16 protein-coding genes and 1 riboswitch are annotated in these 18,234 nt (G+C 65.1%); of the genes, 5 read left to right on the forward strand and 11 right to left on the reverse strand.

Annotation, left to right across the window (positions count from 1 at the left end; translation table 11 throughout):
- Positions 1-186: 186 nt before the first annotated feature.
- The 11 genes from nuoI to YU3_RS40825 form a co-directional block, all read right to left on the reverse strand.
- Positions 187-678, reverse strand: coding sequence for an NADH-quinone oxidoreductase subunit NuoI (gene nuoI / locus YU3_RS0126260; protein ID WP_027168994.1), 492 nt, complete (start codon positions 676-678; stop codon positions 187-189).
- Positions 678-1,721 (reverse strand): NADH-quinone oxidoreductase subunit NuoH, encoded by a 1,044-nt coding sequence (nuoH, locus tag YU3_RS0126265; RefSeq protein ID WP_027168995.1) that lies wholly within the window; start codon positions 1,719-1,721, stop codon positions 678-680. Before nuoH ends, nuoI begins: the two co-directional genes overlap by 1 nt.
- Positions 1,722-1,723: 2 nt before the next feature.
- Positions 1,724-3,805, reverse strand: a complete 2,082-nt coding sequence (nuoG, locus tag YU3_RS0126270; RefSeq protein WP_027168996.1) for an NADH-quinone oxidoreductase subunit NuoG — start codon at positions 3,803-3,805, stop codon at positions 1,724-1,726.
- Between the two features lie 73 nt (positions 3,806-3,878).
- Entirely contained in the window at positions 3,879-4,553 is a 675-nt protein-coding gene (locus YU3_RS0126275; RefSeq protein WP_027168997.1) for an NADH-ubiquinone dehydrogenase, read from the reverse strand.
- A gap of 74 nt (positions 4,554-4,627) precedes the next feature.
- Positions 4,628-5,932, reverse strand: a complete 1,305-nt coding sequence (nuoF, locus tag YU3_RS0126280) for an NADH-quinone oxidoreductase subunit NuoF (RefSeq protein WP_027168998.1) — start codon at positions 5,930-5,932, stop codon at positions 4,628-4,630.
- A gap of 10 nt (positions 5,933-5,942) precedes the next feature.
- On the reverse strand, positions 5,943-7,268 hold the full coding sequence (locus tag YU3_RS0126285) for an NADH-quinone oxidoreductase subunit E (RefSeq protein ID WP_027168999.1): 1,326 nt from the start codon (positions 7,266-7,268) through the stop codon (positions 5,943-5,945).
- Positions 7,268-8,458, reverse strand: a complete 1,191-nt coding sequence (locus YU3_RS0126290) for an NADH-quinone oxidoreductase subunit D (RefSeq protein ID WP_027169000.1) — start codon at positions 8,456-8,458, stop codon at positions 7,268-7,270. Before YU3_RS0126290 ends, YU3_RS0126285 begins: the two co-directional genes overlap by 1 nt.
- Positions 8,459-9,061, reverse strand: a complete 603-nt coding sequence (locus YU3_RS0126295) for an NADH-quinone oxidoreductase subunit C (protein ID WP_027169001.1) — start codon at positions 9,059-9,061, stop codon at positions 8,459-8,461.
- Positions 9,062-9,065: 4 nt separating this feature from the next.
- The gene (locus YU3_RS0126300; RefSeq protein WP_015317338.1) at positions 9,066-9,647 is read right to left on the reverse strand and encodes an NADH-quinone oxidoreductase subunit B; all 582 of its coding nucleotides are present in this window, start codon (positions 9,645-9,647) and stop codon (positions 9,066-9,068) included.
- Positions 9,638-10,003 carry an NADH-quinone oxidoreductase subunit A gene (locus tag YU3_RS0126305; RefSeq protein WP_027169002.1) on the reverse strand — a complete coding sequence of 122 codons (366 nt, stop codon included), beginning with the start codon at positions 10,001-10,003 and terminating at the stop codon, positions 9,638-9,640. Before YU3_RS0126305 ends, YU3_RS0126300 begins: the two co-directional genes overlap by 10 nt.
- A gap of 147 nt (positions 10,004-10,150) precedes the next feature.
- Positions 10,151-10,363, reverse strand: a complete 213-nt coding sequence (locus YU3_RS40825) for a hypothetical protein (protein ID WP_156913609.1) — start codon at positions 10,361-10,363, stop codon at positions 10,151-10,153.
- Here YU3_RS40825 and YU3_RS0126310 point away from each other — a divergent pair.
- The 5 genes from YU3_RS0126310 to cobG all read left to right on the forward strand — a co-directional run bounded on the left by YU3_RS0126310 (position 10,338) and on the right by cobG (position 18,234).
- Complete coding sequence (locus YU3_RS0126310; protein ID WP_027169003.1) at positions 10,338-11,537, forward strand: winged helix-turn-helix domain-containing protein; 1,200 nt, start codon at positions 10,338-10,340, stop codon at positions 11,535-11,537. The two genes, YU3_RS40825 and YU3_RS0126310, sit on opposite strands and share 26 nt — an antisense overlap.
- 29 nt (positions 11,538-11,566) lie before the next feature.
- Positions 11,567-11,772, forward strand: a riboswitch (cobalamin riboswitch).
- A gap of 39 nt (positions 11,773-11,811) precedes the next feature.
- The gene (locus tag YU3_RS0126315; RefSeq protein WP_027169004.1) at positions 11,812-12,240 is read left to right on the forward strand and encodes a DUF1636 family protein; all 429 of its coding nucleotides are present in this window, start codon (positions 11,812-11,814) and stop codon (positions 12,238-12,240) included.
- Between the two features lie 2 nt (positions 12,241-12,242).
- Positions 12,243-13,289, forward strand: a complete 1,047-nt coding sequence (gene cobW / locus YU3_RS0126320; protein ID WP_027169005.1) for a cobalamin biosynthesis protein CobW — start codon at positions 12,243-12,245, stop codon at positions 13,287-13,289.
- 17 nt (positions 13,290-13,306) lie between these two features.
- On the forward strand, positions 13,307-16,759 hold the full coding sequence (cobN, locus tag YU3_RS0126325; protein ID WP_027169006.1) for a cobaltochelatase subunit CobN: 3,453 nt from the start codon (positions 13,307-13,309) through the stop codon (positions 16,757-16,759).
- Entirely contained in the window at positions 16,756-18,234 is a 1,479-nt protein-coding gene (gene cobG, locus YU3_RS0126330) for a precorrin-3B synthase (protein ID WP_027169007.1), read from the forward strand. Before cobN ends, cobG begins: the two co-directional genes overlap by 4 nt.

Consider the following 18,234-nt stretch of genomic DNA (forward strand, 5'->3'; position numbering starts at 1 on the left):
TTCGCCGCCGCCTCCGGCTGGCAAAGTTGCGTGTTCCTAGCGCATGTTCCGATCGGGTTGAAAGACCCGATCGAAAGAAACATGCGCCACTCTCTTCACTCCGGAGGATGATCTCGTCCGAAAAGCCTGCAACTTTTCGGGATCATCCTCTGGACGAGGCCCCTCGCCCCGTCCATGCGTCAAATGTCAGCGATAGGGCGAGTCCAGCGCGATGTTGCGCGCCAGCTCCCTCTCCCAGCGATCGCCGTTCGCGAGCAGCTTTTCCTTGTTGTAGTAAAGCTCCTCGCGCGTCTCGGTCGCGAATTCGAAATTCGGCCCCTCGACGATGGCGTCGACCGGGCAGGCTTCCTGGCAGAAGCCGCAATAGATGCACTTCACCATGTCGATGTCGTAGCGCACGGTGCGGCGGGTACCGTCATTGCGCCGCGGACCGGCCTCGATGGTGATCGCCTGCGCCGGGCAGATCGCTTCGCAGAGCTTGCAGGCGATGCAGCGTTCCTCGCCGTTCGGATAACGGCGCAGCGCGTGCTCGCCGCGGAAGCGCGGACTCACCGGCCCCTTCTCATGCGGATAGTTGATCGTCTCCTTCGGCGCGAAGAACTGGCGCATCGACAGGAAGAAAGCGCTGACGAAATCCTTCAGCAGCAGCGACTTTGCGGCCTGGGCTAGAGCGGACATCACGCAAACCCCGTGATCTTGAGGAAGGCCGCGGTGGCGACGACCATGAACAGCGAGATCGGCAGGAAGACTTTCCAGCCCAGCCGCATCAGCTGGTCGTACCGGTAGCGCGGCACGAAGGCCTTCACCATGGAGAACATGAAGAAGACCAGGCAGACCTTGAGCACGAACCAGATCAGCCCCGGCACCCAGGTGAAGGGCGCGAAATTGAACGGTGGCAGCCAGCCGCCGAGGAACAGGATGGTCGCCAGCGCGCACATCAGCACGACGGCGACATATTCGCCGAGGAAGAAGAGCAGGAACGGCGTCGACGAATATTCGACCATGTGGCCGGCGACGAGTTCCGATTCGGCTTCCACAAGGTCGAAAGGCGGACGGTTCGTCTCGGCCAGCGCCGAGATGAAGAACACGATGAACATCGGGAACAGCGACAGCCAGTGCCAGTCGAGGAAGGTGTTGGGCAGGCCGAGCCGGGTGCCCAGGCCATCCTGCTGCGACAGCACGATGTCGGAGAGGTTGAGCGAACCGACGCAGAGCAGCACCGTCACGATGACGAAGCCGATCGAAACTTCATAGGACACCATCTGCGCCGCCGAGCGCAGTGCGCCGAGGAACGGGTATTTCGAATTCGACGCCCAACCGCCCATGATCACGCCGTAGACCTCGAGCGAGGAGATGGCGAAGACATAGAGGATGCCGACATTGATGTTGGCGATCGCCCAACCCTGGCTGACCGGAATGACCGCCCAGGCCGAGATCGCCAGCACCGCCGACACCAGCGGCGCCAGCAGGAAGACGCCCTTGTTGGCGCCGGACGGAATCACCGGCTCCTTGAAGACGAACTTCAACAGATCGGCGAAGGCCTGCAGCGTGCCCCACGGACCGACGACGTTCGGGCCGCGGCGCAATTGCACCGCCGCCCAGATCTTGCGGTCGGCATAGAGCACGTAAGCCACGAAGATCAGAAGTACGACGATCAGCACGACCGACTTCAGAAGGATCAGCAGCGCCGGCAGCACGTAGAAGGAGAAGAAGGTGTCCATGCTTATTCCGCCGCCTGCTTGAAGCCGCTCTTGGCCAGCGCCGAGCACTCAGCCATCACGGCCGACGCCCGCGCGATCGGGTTGGTCAGATAGAAGTCCTTCACCGGGGAGGTGAAGGTGCCCTTGTTCAGCCGGCCGCCGAGCTTCGCCGCCTTGGCGATATCGTCTCCGCTGCCGGCCTGCACCTGGTCGATGCGGGCGAGATGCGGGAATTCGCCATAGAGCTTGGCGCGCAGCTGCGCCAGCGAATCGAAGGGCAGCTTCTTGCCGAGCACGTCCGAGAGCGCCCGCAGGATCGCCCAGTCCTCGCGCGCTTCGCCCGGAGCGAAACCGGCGCGGTTGGTCTGCTGCACACGGCCTTCCGTGTTGACATAGGTGCCCGACTTTTCGGTATAGGCCGCGGCCGGCAGGATGACATTGGCGCGGTGCGCGCCGGCATCGCCATGCGTGCCGATATAGACGACGAAGGCGCCGCCGGTCCTGGCCATGTCGATCTCGTCCGCCCCGAGCAGGAACAGCACGTCGGTATCGCCCAGCATGCCGGCAACGTTCTTGCCGCCCTCACCCGGCACGAAGCCGACATCGAGGCCGCCGACCCTGGCCGCGGCATTGTGCAGTACCGCGAAGCCGTTCCAGTCGGCGGTGACCGCATTGACGGCGGCTGCAAGCCTGGCAGCCTGGCCGAGCACCGCGGCGCCATCGGCGCGCGCCAAAGCACCCTGGCCGACGATGATAAGGGGATGCGCAGCCTTGCTCAGCACCTCGAAGAACGTGCCATTGCCCTCGGCAAGGTTCTTCAGCGATTCCGGGCCGGCGCCGATCAGCTCATAATCGTAGCGGGTATCGCCGATTTCGCCGATGACGCCGACCGGCAGATTGCCGACGCGCCAGCGCTTGCGGATGCGGGCGTTGAGCATCGAAGCCTCGAAGCGCGGATTGGCGCCGATGATCAGCACCGCGTCGGCCTGCTCGATGCCTTCGATGGTCGGGTTGAAGATATAGCTGGCGCGGCCGAGCGACGGATCGAGCGCTGCGCCATCCTGGCGGCAGTCGATATTTTTGGAGCCGAGCGCCGCCATCAGAAGCTTGAGCGCGTAGATTTCCTCGACCGCCGCGAGATCGCCGGCGATCGCCCCGATCCGCTCGGGCGCAGCCTTCGCCACCTCGTCCTTGACGGCCGCAAAGGCTTCCGCCCAGCTTGCCGGCGCGAGCTTGCCGTTTTTGCGCACATACGGACGGTCGAGGCGCTGCGTGCGCAGGCCGTCCCAGATGAAACGGGTCTTGTCGGATATCCACTCCTCGTTCACCGCTTCGTTGACGCGCGGCAGGATGCGCATCACTTCACGGCCGCGGCTGTCGACGCGGATCGCCGAGCCGACCGCGTCCATGACGTCGATCGATTCCGTCTTGGTCAGTTCCCACGGCCGCGCCTGGAAGGCGAACGGCTTGGAGGTCAGCGCGCCGACCGGGCAAAGGTCGATGACATTGCCCTGCAGCTCCGACGTCATCGCCTGTTCGAGATAGGTGGTGATCTCGGCGTCCTCGCCGCGGCCGATCAGGCCGAGCTCGGAAATGCCGGCGACCTCGGTGGTGAAGCGGACGCAGCGCGTGCAGTGGATGCAGCGGTTCATCACCGTCTTGACCAGCGGGCCGATATATTTGTCTTCGACCGCGCGCTTGTTCTCGTGATAGCGCGAGGAATCGACACCGAAGGCCATGGCCTGGTCCTGCAGGTCGCATTCGCCGCCCTGGTCGCAGATCGGGCAGTCGAGCGGGTGGTTGATCAGCAGGAATTCCATCACGCCTTCGCGGGCCTTCTTGACCATCGGCGTGTTGGTGAAGATTTCCGGCGGCTCGCCATTCGGGCCCGGGCGCAGGTCGCGCACGCCCATCGCGCAGGACGCTTGCGGCTTGGGCGGACCGCCCTTCACCTCGATCAGGCACATGCGGCAATTGCCGGCGATCGACAGCCGCTCGTGGAAGCAGAAGCGCGGCACTTCCGCGCCGGCGTCCTCGGCCGCCTGCAGCAGCGTGTAGTGGTCGGGTACCGTAATCTCTTTCCCGTCGACCTTGAGCTTTGCCATTCGCCTCAAACCCCTGCGGATGTCCCGCAATCTCTATCTCCGGGTGCGACCGACGCCGCGCCCGACATTCAATTCACTTAGCCGCGGCGAGCGCCGCTGCCTGGGCAGTCCAGTCGTCGCGGCCGATGCGGCCGGCGAGCGACAGATAATCTTCCACCCAGGCGATCTCTTCCGACGTCCAGGCGGCGATCTGGCCATAGGTCCAGATGCCGAGACCGTTGAGCACCTTCTCCAGCTTCGGTCCGATACCCGAAATCGCCTTCAGATCCGATGGCTTCGCCGGCTTGTCGACGACCTTCGGCTGGCGGAAATCTTCGGGCATCAGTGCGGCCGGGGCCGGCTCATCGACTGCGTCGGCGCCGAGCGCCTTCTCGGTCGCGGTCGCCGCGATATCGGTCACGTCGCGGGCGAAGGTCTGCGCCCTGGCGATCAGCGTCTCGGTCGCCTTGCGCGCCTTTGACGAATTTGCTGCCGCCTCGCTCTGTGCCTCGATGTCGTCGAGGAAAGGCTGGAACATGCGCTGCGAAGCTTCCAGCGCGCCGGTGAACGCGCCCATCCACATGCCGACGGCATGGTTGGCAAGACCGATGCTGAGCGCCGACATCGCGGCAGCACCCGCGACCGGATGCGCCAGAAGGTTGACGGCGCTGGCCATCTCCTTCGGCATCATCTTGGTCAGATCCTGGTTCATCTTCTCGAGCTGGTCCAAATCAGGCATGAACGGATAGGGTATCGAATACGGCGCCATAGAGATCTCCTGGTCGTTTCTTCGTATGCCCCGCCCCTGCTTCAGTCTTCGGGCCAAGCCCGTATTTCGAAGTCTTATTCCGCCGCCGCCATCACCGGCTCGACCCGGTGCGCGTTGCGCGAAAACTCGTCGATGCGGCGTTCCACCTCGCCGCGGAAATGCCGCATCAGGCCCTGGATCGGCCAGGCCGCCGCGTCGCCCAGCGCGCAGATCGTGTGACCCTCGACTTGCTTGGTGACGTCGAGCAGCATGTCGATCTCGCGCTTCTGCGCCTCGCCGCGCACCAGCCGCTCCATCACCCGCCACATCCAGCCGGTGCCTTCGCGGCACGGCGTGCACTGGCCGCAGCTCTCATGTTTATAGAAATAGGAAAGCCTGGCGATCGCCTTCACGATGTCCGTCGACTTGTCCATGACGATGACCGCCGCCGTGCCGAGGCCGGACTTGAGGTCGCGCAGCGCGTCGAAATCCATCGGCGCGTCGATGATCTGCTCGGCCGGCACCAGCGGCACCGAAGCGCCGCCCGGGATGACCGCCAGCAGATTGTCCCAGCCGCCGCGGATGCCGCCGCAATGCGTCTCGATCAGCTCGCGGAACGGGATCGACATCGCTTCTTCGAAGGTGCACGGGTTGTTGACGTGACCGGAGACGCAAAACAGCTTGGTGCCGGCATTGTTCGGCCGGCCGAAGGACGAGAACCAGGCCGCGCCCCGGCGCAGGATGGTCGGCGCCACCGCGATCGACTCGACGTTGTTGACTGTGGTCGGGCAGCCATAGAGGCCGACATTGGCCGGGAAAGGCGGCTTCAGCCGCGGCTGGCCCTTCTTGCCTTCCAGGCTTTCGAGCAGCGCGGTCTCCTCGCCGCAGATATAGGCGCCGGCGCCATGGTGCATATAGACGTCGAAGTCGTAGCCTGACGTGTTTCCCTTGCCGATCAGCTTGGCCGCATAGGCCTCGTCGATGGCGCGCTGCAGCGCCTCGCGCTCGCGGATGAACTCACCGCGCACGTAGATGTAGGCGGCGATCGCGCCCATGGCGAAACCGGCGACCAGCGCGCCCTCGACCAGCGTGTGCGGGTCGTTGCGCAGGATGTCGCGGTCCTTGCAGGTGCCGGGCTCGGATTCGTCGGCATTGATGACCAGATAGCTGGGACGGCCGTCGCTCTGCTTGGGCATGAACGACCATTTCAAGCCGGTCGGGAAGCCGGCGCCGCCGCGGCCGCGCAGGCCCGATGCCTTCATCTCGTTGATGATCCAGTCGCGCCCCTTGGCAACCAGGCCGGGCGTGTCGTCCCAGATACCGCGCGATTGCGCGCCGGCCAGCGACTTGTCGAACAGGCCGTAGATGTTGGTGAAGATGCGGTCTTTGTCCTGAAGCATTTTTCGTCCCTCAGACCGGCTTCTTGCCGAAGACGCGGATGTATTCGGCGACGCCACCCTTGGCGAGCGCCTTGGCCTGCTTCACCCAGTCGTCGCGCTCGATGCGGCCGCGGAAGTTGAGATAGCCGTCGACCCATTCGCGCTCGGCCTTCTTCCACGAAGCGACCTGCGCGAAAGTGTAGATGCCCAGCGAATGCAGGATGCCTTCGATCTTCGGCCCGACACCGGAGATCAGCTTGAGGTCGTCGACATTTGCCGGGCGCTCGATGCGCGCCGGACGGTTCTTGTCCTCTAGCGAAGGCTTCGCCGTTTTGGCCACGGGTTGCTTGGTTTCCGGCGCCTTGAAGGCAGTGGCCGGTTCGGCTTTCGTCTTCGGCCCACTGCGCGGCTTGGAAACCGCCTCGACTTCCGGAGAAGCCTGGTTGGCGTTGGCGGCCGAATGGCGCGGCGCCCTGACGCTGGCCGCCTTCTCGGTGGCCGGGGCGACCTTGACCGGCGAAGGCGTCGTCAGTGCCGGGCTGGTCTCGGGCGCATCGGTCTTCGGCTTGCTGGATTTGGACGGCGCGACCGGGCCCGAGGCCGGCGGCGTAGCGGGTGCCGGAGCGCCGGCGGGTGCCTGCGAGACCACGGCCGCTGTCGCGGCAGCCGGTGCTGCGGTAGCAGCTTCCTTGGCTGCCTTTGCGGCAGCCTTGGCTTCCTTGTCGCGGGTCGACTTCAGGATCGCCTTTTCGCTGGTCAGGGTCGTGAGGCCGGTAGCCGGCTCGGAACCGGTACGGCCGTTCTGCGGCCCAGGCTTGACCTCTGCGCCCTTGCCTGCGTCGTAGAGATCGATGATCTCGGCCAGCCGCTCAGGCGTCAGGTCCTCGAAAGTGTCCTTGAAGATCATCACCATCGGCGCGTTGACGCAGGCACCGAGGCATTCGACCTCCTCCCACGACAGCGTGCCCTTGTCGTTGGTGTGGAACTGGTCGTGGTGGATTTTCGACCGGCACACATCCATCAGCGCTTCCGAGCCGCGTAGCATGCAGGGCGTGGTGCCGCAGACCTGGATATGCGCCCGGGTGCCGACCGGATTGAGCTGGTATTGCGTGTAGAAGGTCGCAACCTCGAGGCCGCGGATGCGCGGCATGCCAAGCATGTCGCAGATCGTCTCGATCGCCGCCTTGGTGACCCAGCCTTCCTGCTCCTGCGCTATCATCAGCAGCGGGATGATGGCCGACTGCTCGCGTCCCTTCGGATATTTGGCGATCCACTGCTCAGCCGCCGCCGCATTCGCCTTGTTGAAGGCGAAGGAGGCTGGCTGGACGCTGGCATCTGCGAGACGGCGGACTGACATTAGCGATCGACCTCACCAAACACGATGTCGAGGGAGCCCAGCACGGCCGTAACGTCGGCCAGCATGTGGCCGCGGCACAGAAAATCCATGGCCTGCAGATGCGCGAAACCGGGCGCGCGCAGCTTGCAACGGTAGGGCTTGTTGGTGCCGTCGGAGACCAGATAGACGCCGAACTCGCCCTTCGGCGCCTCGACGGCCGCATAGACCTCGCCCGCCGGCACGCGATAGCCCTCGGTATAGAGCTTGAAGTGGTGGATCAGCGCTTCCATCGAGCGCTTCATCGCCTGGCGCTTCGGCGGCACCACCTTGCCGTCGAGGTTCGACACCGGGCCGGCACTTTCCTTGCCGAGCAGCAGATCGACGCACTGACGCATGATCCTGGCCGACTGGCGCATCTCTTCCATGCGCACCAGATAACGGTCGTAGCAGTCGCCGTTCTTGCCGATCGGGATGTCGAAATCCATCTCGGAATAGCACTCATAAGGCTGCGATTTGCGCAGGTCCCAGGCGGCGCCCGAACCGCGCACCATCACGCCCGAAAAGCCCCAGGCCCAGGCATCCGCCAGCGACACTGTGCCGATATCGACATTGCGCTGTTTGAAGATGCGGTTGCCGGTCAAAAGCGCGTCGAGATCGTCGATCGACTTCAGGAACGGGTCGATCCATTTGCCGATGTCCTCGACCAGCTTCTGCGGCAGGTCCTGGTGCACGCCGCCCGGACGGAAATAGGCCGCATGCATGCGCGAACCTGAGGCGCGCTCATAGAACACCATCAGCTTTTCGCGTTCGACGAACCCCCACAGCGGCGGCGTCAGCGCGCCAATGTCCAGCGCCTGCGTCGTCACATTGAGGATGTGCGACATGATGCGGCCGAGCTCGGCATAGAGCACGCGGATCAGCTGGCCTCGCTTCGGCACCTCGATACCGAGGAGCCGTTCGGCCGCGAGCGCGAAGGCGTGCTCCTGGTTCATCGGCGCGCAATAGTCCAGTCGGTCGAGATAAGGCACCGCCTGCAGATAGGTCTTGTGCTCGATCAGCTTCTCGGTGCCGCGATGCAGGAGCCCGATATGCGGATCGACGCGGTCGACCACTTCGCCGTCTAGCTCCAGCACCAGGCGTAAAACGCCATGCGCCGCAGGATGCTGCGGACCGAAGTTGATATTGAAGTTGCGGACGGAGGTTTCAGCCATTTACTGCTTTGCCTTCTCGTCGCCCGGCAGGACATAGTCCGTCCCTTCCCACGGCGACAAAAAATCGAAATTGCGAAATTCCTGCTTCAATTCCACAGGCTCGTAGATCACGCGCTTGGCCTCGTCGTCGTAGCGAACCTCGACGAAGCCGGTCAGCGGGAAATCCTTGCGCAGCGGATGCCCCTCGAAACCGTAGTCGGTGAGGATGCGGCGCAGATCAGGATGACCCGAGAACAGCACGCCGTAGAGATCGTAGGTTTCTCGCTCGAACCAGTCGGCACCCGGATAGACGGCGGTCAGCGACGGCACCAGCGTCTCCTCGTCGGCCTGGACCTTGAGACGAATGCGGACATTCTGCTTCGGCGACAGAAGGTGATAGACGACGTCGAAGCGCCTGGCCCGCGACGGATAGTCGGCGCCGCAAACGTCGATGATCGAGATGAACTGACAGCGCGGATCGTCGCGCAGGAAGGTCGCCACCTCGATCAGATTGCCCGGATCGACGGACACCGTCAGCTCGCCATAGGCAAGCACGGCTTCGCCGATGCGGCCGGAGAGCTTCTCGCCGAGATAGGTGGAGAGTTCGTTCAACGCCTGGGTCATCGGCTCACCGTTCGATCGTGCCGGTGCGGCGGATCTTCTTCTGCAGAAGGAGAATGCCGTAGAGCAGCGCTTCAGCGCTCGGCGGGCAGCCGGGCACATAGATATCGACCGGCACGACGCGGTCGCAGCCGCGCACCACCGAATAGGAATAGTGGTAGTAGCCGCCGCCATTGGCGCACGAGCCCATCGAGATGACGTAGCGCGGCTCGGGCATCTGGTCGTAGACCTTGCGCAGCGCCGGCGCCATCTTGTTGGTCAGCGTGCCGGCCACGATCATGATGTCGGACTGGCGAGGGGACGCGCGCGGCGCGACGCCGAATCGCTCCGAGTCGTAACGCGGCATCGAGGTGTGGATCATCTCGACCGCGCAGCAGGCGAGGCCGAAGGTCATGAACATCAGCGAGCCGCTGCGCGCCCAGGTGATGAGCGCTTCGGTCGAGGTGACAAGGAAACCCTTGTCGGCCAATTCATTGTTGATTTCGAGGAAGAAGGGATCGTCCTCCCCCACCGGCCTGCCGGTGTTGGGGTCGATGATGCCCTTGGGCTTCGGCGCGACGAGGGTGCCTGAACTGTCGTTCAATCCCATTCCAGCGCTCCTTTTTTCCATTCATAGGCAAAGCCGATGGTCAGCACCGCCAGGAACACCATCATCGACCAGAAGCCGAGCATGCCGAGCTTGGAGAAGGACACCGCCCATGGAAACAGGAAGGCGACCTCGAGATCGAAGATGATGAACAGGATCGACACCAGATAGAAGCGGATGTCGAATTTCATGCGGGCGTCGTCGAACGAGTTGAACCCGCATTCGTAAGCGGAAAGCTTTTCCGGGTCGGGATTGCGGTACGCCACCAGGAAGGGGGCGACGATAAGCGCCAGACCAACGACCATCGCCACGGCGATGAACAGGACGATGGGCAGATAGGAACTCAGGAGTGCGCTCATGCGGCGACTTTCCTTCGGCGGGGCAGTTCACTTTGATTACAGCAACGAACTCTAATGCGGAAGCGTGACAGTTTAACCGCTGAACCGTTTTAGGGGGCCTATGCTGCAACGCGGCGAGGGTTAGCGCAGCGGTTTCGGTGACGCAAGTCAAACCTTGTTCAAAATCCGGCCCTGGACGCCATATCGGAAGAAACTGGTCTCATCCGCTCCTGTTTGATTTCCTTCATTTTTTACTCCACTTTTCTCTCCTGACACATCTCCCGCCATTTGCCTGCTAGCATCGCCGGAATCACCGGCTAAAAAGCCAACAAATGATCGGGGCAAAGGCACCTTGATGAAGGAGAAAATCTCGCTCGCCATGGCCAGGCGCATCGCGCTCGGCGCCCAGGGGTTTAACGACCCCCGGCCCGGTGGAGTTCCGGATCGCCGCCACCTTGCGCGCGTGCTTTCGCGAACCGGCCTATTGCAGATCGACTCCGTAAGCGCCGTGGTGCGCGCTCATTATATGCCGCTCTATTCGCGCCTCGGCCCCTACCCGCTTGCGCTGCTCGATAACGCCGCGGTGACGCGCAAGCGCACCGTCTTTGAATATTGGGCGCATGAGGCGTCTTTCCTGCCCGTCCAGACCTATCCCCTGATGCGCTGGCGCATGCAGCGCGCCGAGCAGGGCGACGAGATGTATCTCGGTCTGGCGAAATGGGGCCGTGAACGCAAGGAGATGATCTACGAGATCTACGCGCAAGTCGCCGAACGCGGGCCGATCGCCGCCTCCGACATCGAAGGCCACAAAGGCAATGGCGGCTGGTGGGGCTGGAGCGAGGCCAAGCACGCCTTTGAATGGCTATTCTGGGCCGGCCGCATCACCACCGCCTACCGGCGCGGCTTCGAACGCTATTACGACCTGCCCGAGCGCGTTTTGCCGCAGGCGGTGCTCGATCTGCCCGTGCCCTCGGTCGAGGACGCGCATCGCGAATTGCTGCGCATTTCCGCCCGCGCCCATGGCATCGCGACTTATGGCGATCTGCGCGACTATTTCCGCCTGGCGCCGGGCGACACGAAGGACCGCATCGAGGAATTGGTCGAAACTGGCGAATTGCTGCCGATACGCGTCCAAGGCTGGGACAAGACCGCCTATCTCCACAAGGACGCGCGCATTCCGCGCCGTATCGAGGCCCGCGCCCTGCTCGCGCCCTTCGATCCGGTCGTCTTCGCACGCACCCGAACGGAGAAACTCTTCGACTTCCGCTATCGCATAGAGATCTACACGCCGGCCGAAAAGCGCCAATATGGCTATTATGTGCTGCCGTTCCTGCTCGGCGACCGGATCGTCGCGCGCGTCGATCTCCGGGCCGATCGGCCGGCGAGTGTGCTGCGCGTCCATGCCGCTTACGCCGAGGGCGGCGCGCCGCCTGAGACAGCCGCCCAACTCTTCGACGAGTTGAAGCAGATGCAGGCATGGCTCGGCCTGGAGGCGATCGAAGTCACGCCGGCCGGCGACCTTGGTCCAGCGCTGGCCGACATCGAGATGTCGTAGCCGCGCGTTGACAGGCACCCAGCCGTAAGCCTAAATCCGCAGCAGACGGTCTTCTCCCGGCAAAGGGAGGAGCCAAGAGGGAATGCGGTGCGGGCAAGAATGCCCAAATCCGCGGCTGTCCCCGCAACTGTAAGCGACGAGCCTCGGCCGAAAACCACTGGGATGTTCCCGGGAAGGCGGCATTCAAGGCGACGACTCGCGAGCCAGGAGACCTGCCGTCTGAGACTTAAAGTATCCGAATGCCCGGCGGGTTTTCCGGGCAAGGAGCCCTGGTTTGGACAGCAACGGCAGTTTTCCGGCTAGAACAGCGGACATTTCGTCCGAGCGCGACGACGCGCCGGCGGACGTCACCATCATCGTCTGCTCCTCGTGTCGCGATGAGACTGGCTCGGACGCACATCCGCGGGCTGGCGCCATTCTTGCAGAAGATACGCGCCGCGCCGCTTCGGGCGAAAACATGCGCATCCGTACCGTCGAATGTCTCGGCAATTGCAAGCGCCGCCTGAGCGCCGCACTCCTGCGCGACGGCTGCTGGAGCTATGTCTTCGGCGATCTGGAGACGACCAGCGGCCCAGACCTCATCGCCGGCGCAAAACTCTTCGCCACCTCGACCGATGGCCTCATTCCCTGGCGCGGCCGGCCCGACTCCCTCAAGCGCGGCCTCGTTGCCCGCATCCCTCCCCTCGACATGCTGAAGGACTGACCATGAACGCCCCAGCCGCCAACCTCTCCCGTGTTCCCTGCACCGTCGTCACCGGCTTCCTCGGCGCCGGCAAGACGACGCTGATCCGTAACCTGGTCGAAAACGCCAAGGGCAAGCGGCTGGCCATCATCGTCAACGAGTTCGGCGATGTCGGCATCGACGGCGAGATCCTGAAAGGCTGCGGCGTCGATGCCTGCCCGGAGGAAAACATCGTCGAGCTCGCCAATGGCTGCATCTGCTGCACCGTCGCCGACGACTTCGTTCCGGCGCTCGACCAGATCCTCTCGCGCACGCCGAGGGTCGACCACATCCTGATCGAGACCTCGGGTCTCGCTCTGCCGAAGCCGCTCGTCCAGGCTTTCCAGTGGCCGACGGTGAAGAGCCGCGTCACGGTCGACGGGGTCATCGCCGTGGTCGACGGCCCGGCGTTGGCCGACGGCCGCGTCGCCTCCGACATGGATGCGCTGCAGGCCCAGCGCGCCGCGGACGGCTCGCTCGACCATGACGATCCGGTCGAGGAGGTGTTCGAGGACCAGATCGCCTGCGCCGACCTGATCATCCTGTCGAAAAGCGACCTGATGGACGCGGCGGGCTCGGCTCGCGCCAACGCCGTCATCGGCAAGCATGTGGCGCGCGCGGTCAAGGTGGTGCCGACCGCCCAGGGAAAGGTCGATCCGTCCGTGCTGCTCGGCCTCGGCCTCGCCGTCGAGGATGACATCGAGAACCGCAAGACCCATCACGACAACGAGCTCGACCACGAGCATGACGATTTCGATTCCTTCGTCATCGACATCCCGTCGATCTCGAATCCGGACGAACTGGCAAAGCGCGTCGCCACCGCGGCCGAGCAGGAAAACGTGCTGCGCGTCAAAGGCTTCGTCGAAGTCGGCGGCAAGCCGATGCGTCTTCTGCTGCAGGCCGTCGGCCCCCGCGTCAACCACTATTACGACCGCGCCTGGACGGCTGAGGACGACCGCCGCTCGCGGCTCGTCGTCATCGGCCTCAAGGGGCTGAACCGCCCGGCGATCGAACGTATTCTCGCCGGCTGAGCCCAACACGAACAACGATGCATATCCTCACCACGACATCCGCTTCGCTCGACGATCTCGCCGAGCCGATCGATCTCAGGCAGACGCCTGCGGATGTCGTGGCGCTGTCTTTCACCGACAGCGATCTCGCCGGCCTGGCCGCCGCATGGAAAGCGGACGCGGACCGGCTGCCCTCGATGCGGCTGGCAGCACTGGGCGATCTCCGCCATCCGATGTCGGTCGACCTGTGGATCGACAGCGTCGCCCGCCGCGCCAGGGTCATCCTGGTCCGCATCCTCGGTGGCTATGATTGGTGGCGCTATGGCTGTGACCAACTCTCGGCAGTGGCGCGCGAGCGCGGCATCAAGCTCGCGCTGCTGCCCGGCGAAAGCCATGACGAGGACCAGCGGCTGATCGAAGGCTCGACCCTGCCGCGCGCCGAGTTGGACGCCCTGCTTGGCTATTTCCGCGAAGGCGGCCCGGCCAATATGAGCGCGCTGGTATGGAGATTGGCGAGGCTTGCGGGGTCGGATGCGGCCGTGGCCGAGCCGGTCGGTGTGCCGAAAGCCGGGTTTTATGAGCCGGGTCTGGGAGTTGTGGAAAAACCAGTCCTATCGAGCGTTGGCGATCCGTCGCCCCCCTCTCTGTCCTGCCGGACAAAGAGGGGGGCGACGGAACTCGACGCTGGCAACCTCAGCACCCCGGTCATCCCCATCCTCTTCTATCGCTCGATGCTGCTTGCTGCCGACGTCGCGCCCATCGACGCGCTGGTGGAGGCGCTGCGCTCGGAAGGCCTGGCCCCGGTCCCGATCTTCGTTTCGAGCCTCAAAGACCCGGCATCCCTGGCCTTCGTCGAAAACGCCCTCGCCTCACTGAACCCATCCGCCATCATCGCCGCCACCGCCTTCGCCTCCGGAGCGGAACCCGGCGCCGAAACCCTGTTCGACCGCGCCGGCGTGCCGGTCTTCCAGGTGATCGTCGCCACGACAAGGCGCGAGGTCTGGGAAAAGAACCAGCGCGGCCTGGCGCCCGCCGATCTCGCCATGCATGTCGTCCTGCCCGAGCTCGACGGCCGCATCCTTGCCGGTGCGATCTCCTTCAAGGGCGAGGTCGAGACCGATCCGGCGCTGGCCTTCCGCGCCTTCGCCAATCGGCCGGAAGCAGACCGGGTTGCGCAAGTTGCCCGGCGCATCGCGGCGTTCGTTCGCCTGCAGCGGACGGAGCGGGCAAAGCGCAAGCTGGCAATCCTGATCCCCGACTATCCGAGCGCGCCCGGACGGACCGGCTACGCTGTCGGGCTTGATGTGCCGTCGAGCGTGCTCGCCATGCTGCAGGACCTGAAAGAACAGGGCTATGCGGTTGACGGGATTCCGCAATCGCCGCGCGCGTTGCTGGATGTGCTGGAGCGCAGCGGCGGCGGGATGGGGCTGGAGGATTATCTCGACTTCTCCAAGGGTCTGCCGGTTGAGGCGATGGCTGCCATCGAAGCAGCGTGGGGAAAGGCAGAAGGGACAGGTCTGCGCGAGGCCTCGCGCCAACCTTCACAAACGAACCCCGCTAGCTTCCCCTTCCGCGCCGCAACCTTCGGCAATGTCACCGTGGCGCTCGCCCCCGACCGTGGCCGCTCCGCCGATCGCCGCGCCGATTATCACGACCCGACCCTCCCCCCGCGCCACGAACTGATCGCCTTCGGGCTCTGGCTGCAGAAATCGCTCGGCGTTCACGCCATCGTCCATGTCGGCGCCCACGGCACGCTGGAATGGCTGCCGGGCAAGACGGTCGCGCTTTCCGACACCTGCTTCCCCGAGATCGTCACCGGCGCGCTGCCGGTCATCTATCCCTTCATCGTCTCCAACCCCGGCGAGGCCGCACAAGCCAAGCGCCGCATCGCCGCCGTCACGCTCGGCCATCTGCCGCCGCCGCTGACCGGCGCCGCCGGCCTCGACGAGACGCAGCAGCGGCTCGAAAGGCTGGTCGACGAATACGCTCAGGCCGACGGCCTTGATCGCCGCCGCCGCGATCGGCTGGCCAGGCTCATTGTCGAGACCGCGCAGAAGTCCGGCCTGGCGACCGAAGCCGGCGTTGCCGGCACCGACGCACCCGACGAAGCGCTGCGCCGCATCGACGCCTGGCTCTGCGACCTCAAGGATTTCGCCGTCAAGGACGGGCTTCATGTCTATGGCCGCGCGCCGGAAGACGAAGCCGATCCGCTGCGCAAGCAAAGCGCCGAGGCGGAACGGACAGCGCTGCTCGCCGCGCTCGACGGCCGCCACATCAAGGCAGGCCCGGCCGGCGCGCCAGCGCGCGGCCGCTCCGACGTGCTACCCACCGGGCGCAACCTCTTCACCTCCGATCCGCGCACCATGCCGACGCCGACCGCCTATGAGCTCGGCCAGGCGGCAGCGGAAGAAGTGGTGCGCAGTTACATGCAGAGCCACGGCGACTGGCCGCGCTCGCTGGTCATCGACCTCTGGGGCTCGGCCTCTTTGCGCACCGGCGGTGAGGAGATCGCCCAAGGCCTGGCACTGATGGGCTGCCGGCCGCAATGGGACGCCGCTACCGGCCGCGTCACCGGCATAGAGGTGCTGCCGCCGGCAGCGCTCGGCCGCCCGCGCATCGACGTCACCTGGCGCATCTCCGGCCTGTTCCGCGACATGTTCCCGACCCAGATCGCGCTGATCGATGCGGCGGCCAATGCGGTCGCCTGCCGTGACGAGGACGATTCCGAAAACCCGCTCGCCGCCACGACCCGCGCCCGGGGCAAGGTCAGCCCGCGCATTTTCGGCACCTCGCCCGGCACCTATGGCGCCGGTATCGAGGATTTGCTGTCGCGCGGCGAATGGGGCGTGCGCGAGGAAATCGGCCGCGCCTATCTCGATGCCACCTCGCACGCTTATGGTGGCGCAGACGGCGAAGCCATTTCGGCTCCCGGCGCTTTCGAGGGCCGCATCGCCGAAGCTGATCTCCTCGTCCACACCGGCGACGACCCGGGCCGCGACATCCTCGAAGGCTCGGCCGACGTCGCCTTCATCGGCGGATTTTCGGCAGCACTCGCCGCGCTCGGCAGGAACGCCGACGTTATCGTGCTCGACACGACCGATCCGAAGAAACCGAAGCCACGCTCGGTCGGCGAGGCCGTTTCCCGCGTGGTGCGCGCCCGTGCCGTCAATCCACGCTTCATTGCCGGCCAGATGCGTCACGGCCCGCGCGGCGCCTCGGAATTCGCCGAGACGGTAGACCGCCTTGTCGGCTTCGCCGAGACCACGCACGCCATATCGGGCGCGCTGATCGAAGCGGTGCACGACGCCTATCTTGGCGACGCGAACGTTCGCGCCTTTATCCTGCGCGAAAACCCGGCGGCAGCAAAGGTCATCGCCGAGCGCTTCCTGGTGGCACGGCGGCGTGGCCTCTGGCACCCGCTCAGGAATTCCATCGACGACGATCTCGCGGCCTTGATTGCCGAGGCCCAGGCAAGCGGAGTGGCGCCATGAACGCCTTTTCGCGGCGCGGCGCCTGCCCTGCCCTCAGCGCGCCGATGCAGACCGGTGACGGGCTTCTCGTCCGGCTCAATCCCGTCGCTGGAGGACTTTTGCCCAAGTCGCTGATCGGACTCGCCGAATCCGCCTTGCGCCACGGCAATGGCATCATGGAAGTGACCGCGCGCGGCAGCCTTCAGATCCGCGGCCTGACGGCGGAAAGCGCGAGGCTGCTGGCAGGTGAGGTGGATGCGCTTGGCATCGCGGTGCGGAGCGGCGTGCCGGTCGAGACCGGGCCGCTGGCGGGCATCGATCCGCAGGAGATTGCCGATCCGCGCCCGTTGGCGGAGCGGATCAGGGCGGCGGTCGACGAGGTTGGGCTGATGGCACGGCTGGGACCGAAGGTGTCGGTGGTTGTCGATGGCGGCGGGCAGCTGAGCATGGACGCGGTGACGGCCGACGTGCGGCTTAGGGCGGTGCGGGCCGATGCGGGCGTCCAGTGGAGCGTGTCGGTTGCCGGCAGGGCGCGAACTGCGAAGCAGCTCGCGACGGTCGATGCGGATGCCGCACGCGACATCGCTGTGGCGGCGCTGAGGATGGTTGCTGAAAAAGGCCGCGAGGCGCATACTCACGATTTGTCGGAGAGACAGCTTAATTCACTCGCAAGTTGGCACTCCGTCACCCCCCTCTCTGTCCTGCCGGACATCTCCCCCTCAAGGGGGGAGATCGGCAGTTCCCGCGCCGGCTCTTCACCTTCAGCGTTGGAGATTGGCGAAAGCCGTGGTGACAAGGCAATCTCCCCCCTTGCGGGGGAGATGTCCGGCAGGACAGAGAGGGGGGCGCAGGAACGCCGGCCTCCGAGAAGTCCTATTGGCGCGTTCAAACTCAGCAAAAGCCACGCCCTCGGCATCGGCCTGCCCTTCGGCAGCATGCCGGCGCAAAATCTCATCGACCTTGCCACACGGGCTTCGCACCTCGGCGCCACCGAAATCCGCCTCGCGCCAAGCCGCGCCCTGCTCTTCCTCAGTCTTTCACCGTCCGTCTGCTCCATGCTCCTCGACACCGCCGCCGCCCTCGGCTTCGTCACCGCCCCCATCGACCCGCGGACCCGCATCGCCGCCTGTCCCGGCACGCCGGCCTGCGCCTCCGGTCGCATCGCCACCCGCGCCATCGCCGAAACCATTGCAAAACAAAGCTCCGACCTCCTCGACGCCTCGCTGACCCTCCACATTTCCGGCTGCGCCAAGGGCTGCGCGCATCCGGGTGCAGCGACGCTGACATTGGTCGGCGACGAAAACGGAGCCGGACTTGTCGTGGACGGAACGGCAAAGGCCCTTCCTGCCAGATACAGGCCGGGCTATGACGCCGCGCGCGGGGTCGCCGGCATCGCGGCGGCGGTCCGCCGCGAACGGCACCAAGGCGAAACCGCGGCTGCCTGCCTGGCAAGGCTCGGCGCGGCCGCCATCGCTGAACTCTATCGACGGAACTGA

It is taken from the genome of Mesorhizobium sp. WSM3224, from assembly GCF_000427725.1.
In the GTDB taxonomy this organism is placed as follows: Bacteria; Pseudomonadota; Alphaproteobacteria; order Rhizobiales; family Rhizobiaceae; genus Mesorhizobium.

What these genes read in the sequence shown, in the direction of transcription:
- nuoI (WP_027168994.1), bottom strand. Translation starts at nt 678, where the DNA reads ATGTCCGCTCTAGCCCAGGCCGCAAAGTCGCTGCTGCTGAAGGATTTC.
- nuoH (WP_027168995.1), bottom strand. Translation starts at nt 1,721, where the DNA reads ATGGACACCTTCTTCTCCTTCTACGTGCTGCCGGCGCTGCTGATCCTT.
- nuoG (WP_027168996.1), bottom strand. Translation starts at nt 3,805, where the DNA reads ATGGCAAAGCTCAAGGTCGACGGGAAAGAGATTACGGTACCCGACCAC.
- YU3_RS0126275 (WP_027168997.1), bottom strand. Translation starts at nt 4,553, where the DNA reads ATGGCGCCGTATTCGATACCCTATCCGTTCATGCCTGATTTGGACCAG.
- nuoF (WP_027168998.1), bottom strand. Translation starts at nt 5,932, where the DNA reads ATGCTTCAGGACAAAGACCGCATCTTCACCAACATCTACGGCCTGTTC.
- YU3_RS0126285 (WP_027168999.1), bottom strand. Translation starts at nt 7,268, where the DNA reads ATGTCAGTCCGCCGTCTCGCAGATGCCAGCGTCCAGCCAGCCTCCTTC.
- YU3_RS0126290 (WP_027169000.1), bottom strand. Translation starts at nt 8,458, where the DNA reads ATGGCTGAAACCTCCGTCCGCAACTTCAATATCAACTTCGGTCCGCAG.
- YU3_RS0126295 (WP_027169001.1), bottom strand. Translation starts at nt 9,061, where the DNA reads ATGACCCAGGCGTTGAACGAACTCTCCACCTATCTCGGCGAGAAGCTC.
- YU3_RS0126300 (WP_015317338.1), bottom strand. Translation starts at nt 9,647, where the DNA reads ATGGGATTGAACGACAGTTCAGGCACCCTCGTCGCGCCGAAGCCCAAG.
- YU3_RS0126305 (WP_027169002.1), bottom strand. Translation starts at nt 10,003, where the DNA reads ATGAGCGCACTCCTGAGTTCCTATCTGCCCATCGTCCTGTTCATCGCC.
- YU3_RS0126310 (WP_027169003.1), top strand. Translation starts at nt 10,338, where the DNA reads ATGAAGGAGAAAATCTCGCTCGCCATGGCCAGGCGCATCGCGCTCGGC.
- YU3_RS40825 (WP_156913609.1), bottom strand. Translation starts at nt 10,363, where the DNA reads ATGGCGAGCGAGATTTTCTCCTTCATCAAGGTGCCTTTGCCCCGATCA.
- cobW (WP_027169005.1), top strand. Translation starts at nt 12,243, where the DNA reads ATGAACGCCCCAGCCGCCAACCTCTCCCGTGTTCCCTGCACCGTCGTC.
- cobN (WP_027169006.1), top strand. Translation starts at nt 13,307, where the DNA reads ATGCATATCCTCACCACGACATCCGCTTCGCTCGACGATCTCGCCGAG.
- cobG (WP_027169007.1), top strand. Translation starts at nt 16,756, where the DNA reads ATGAACGCCTTTTCGCGGCGCGGCGCCTGCCCTGCCCTCAGCGCGCCG.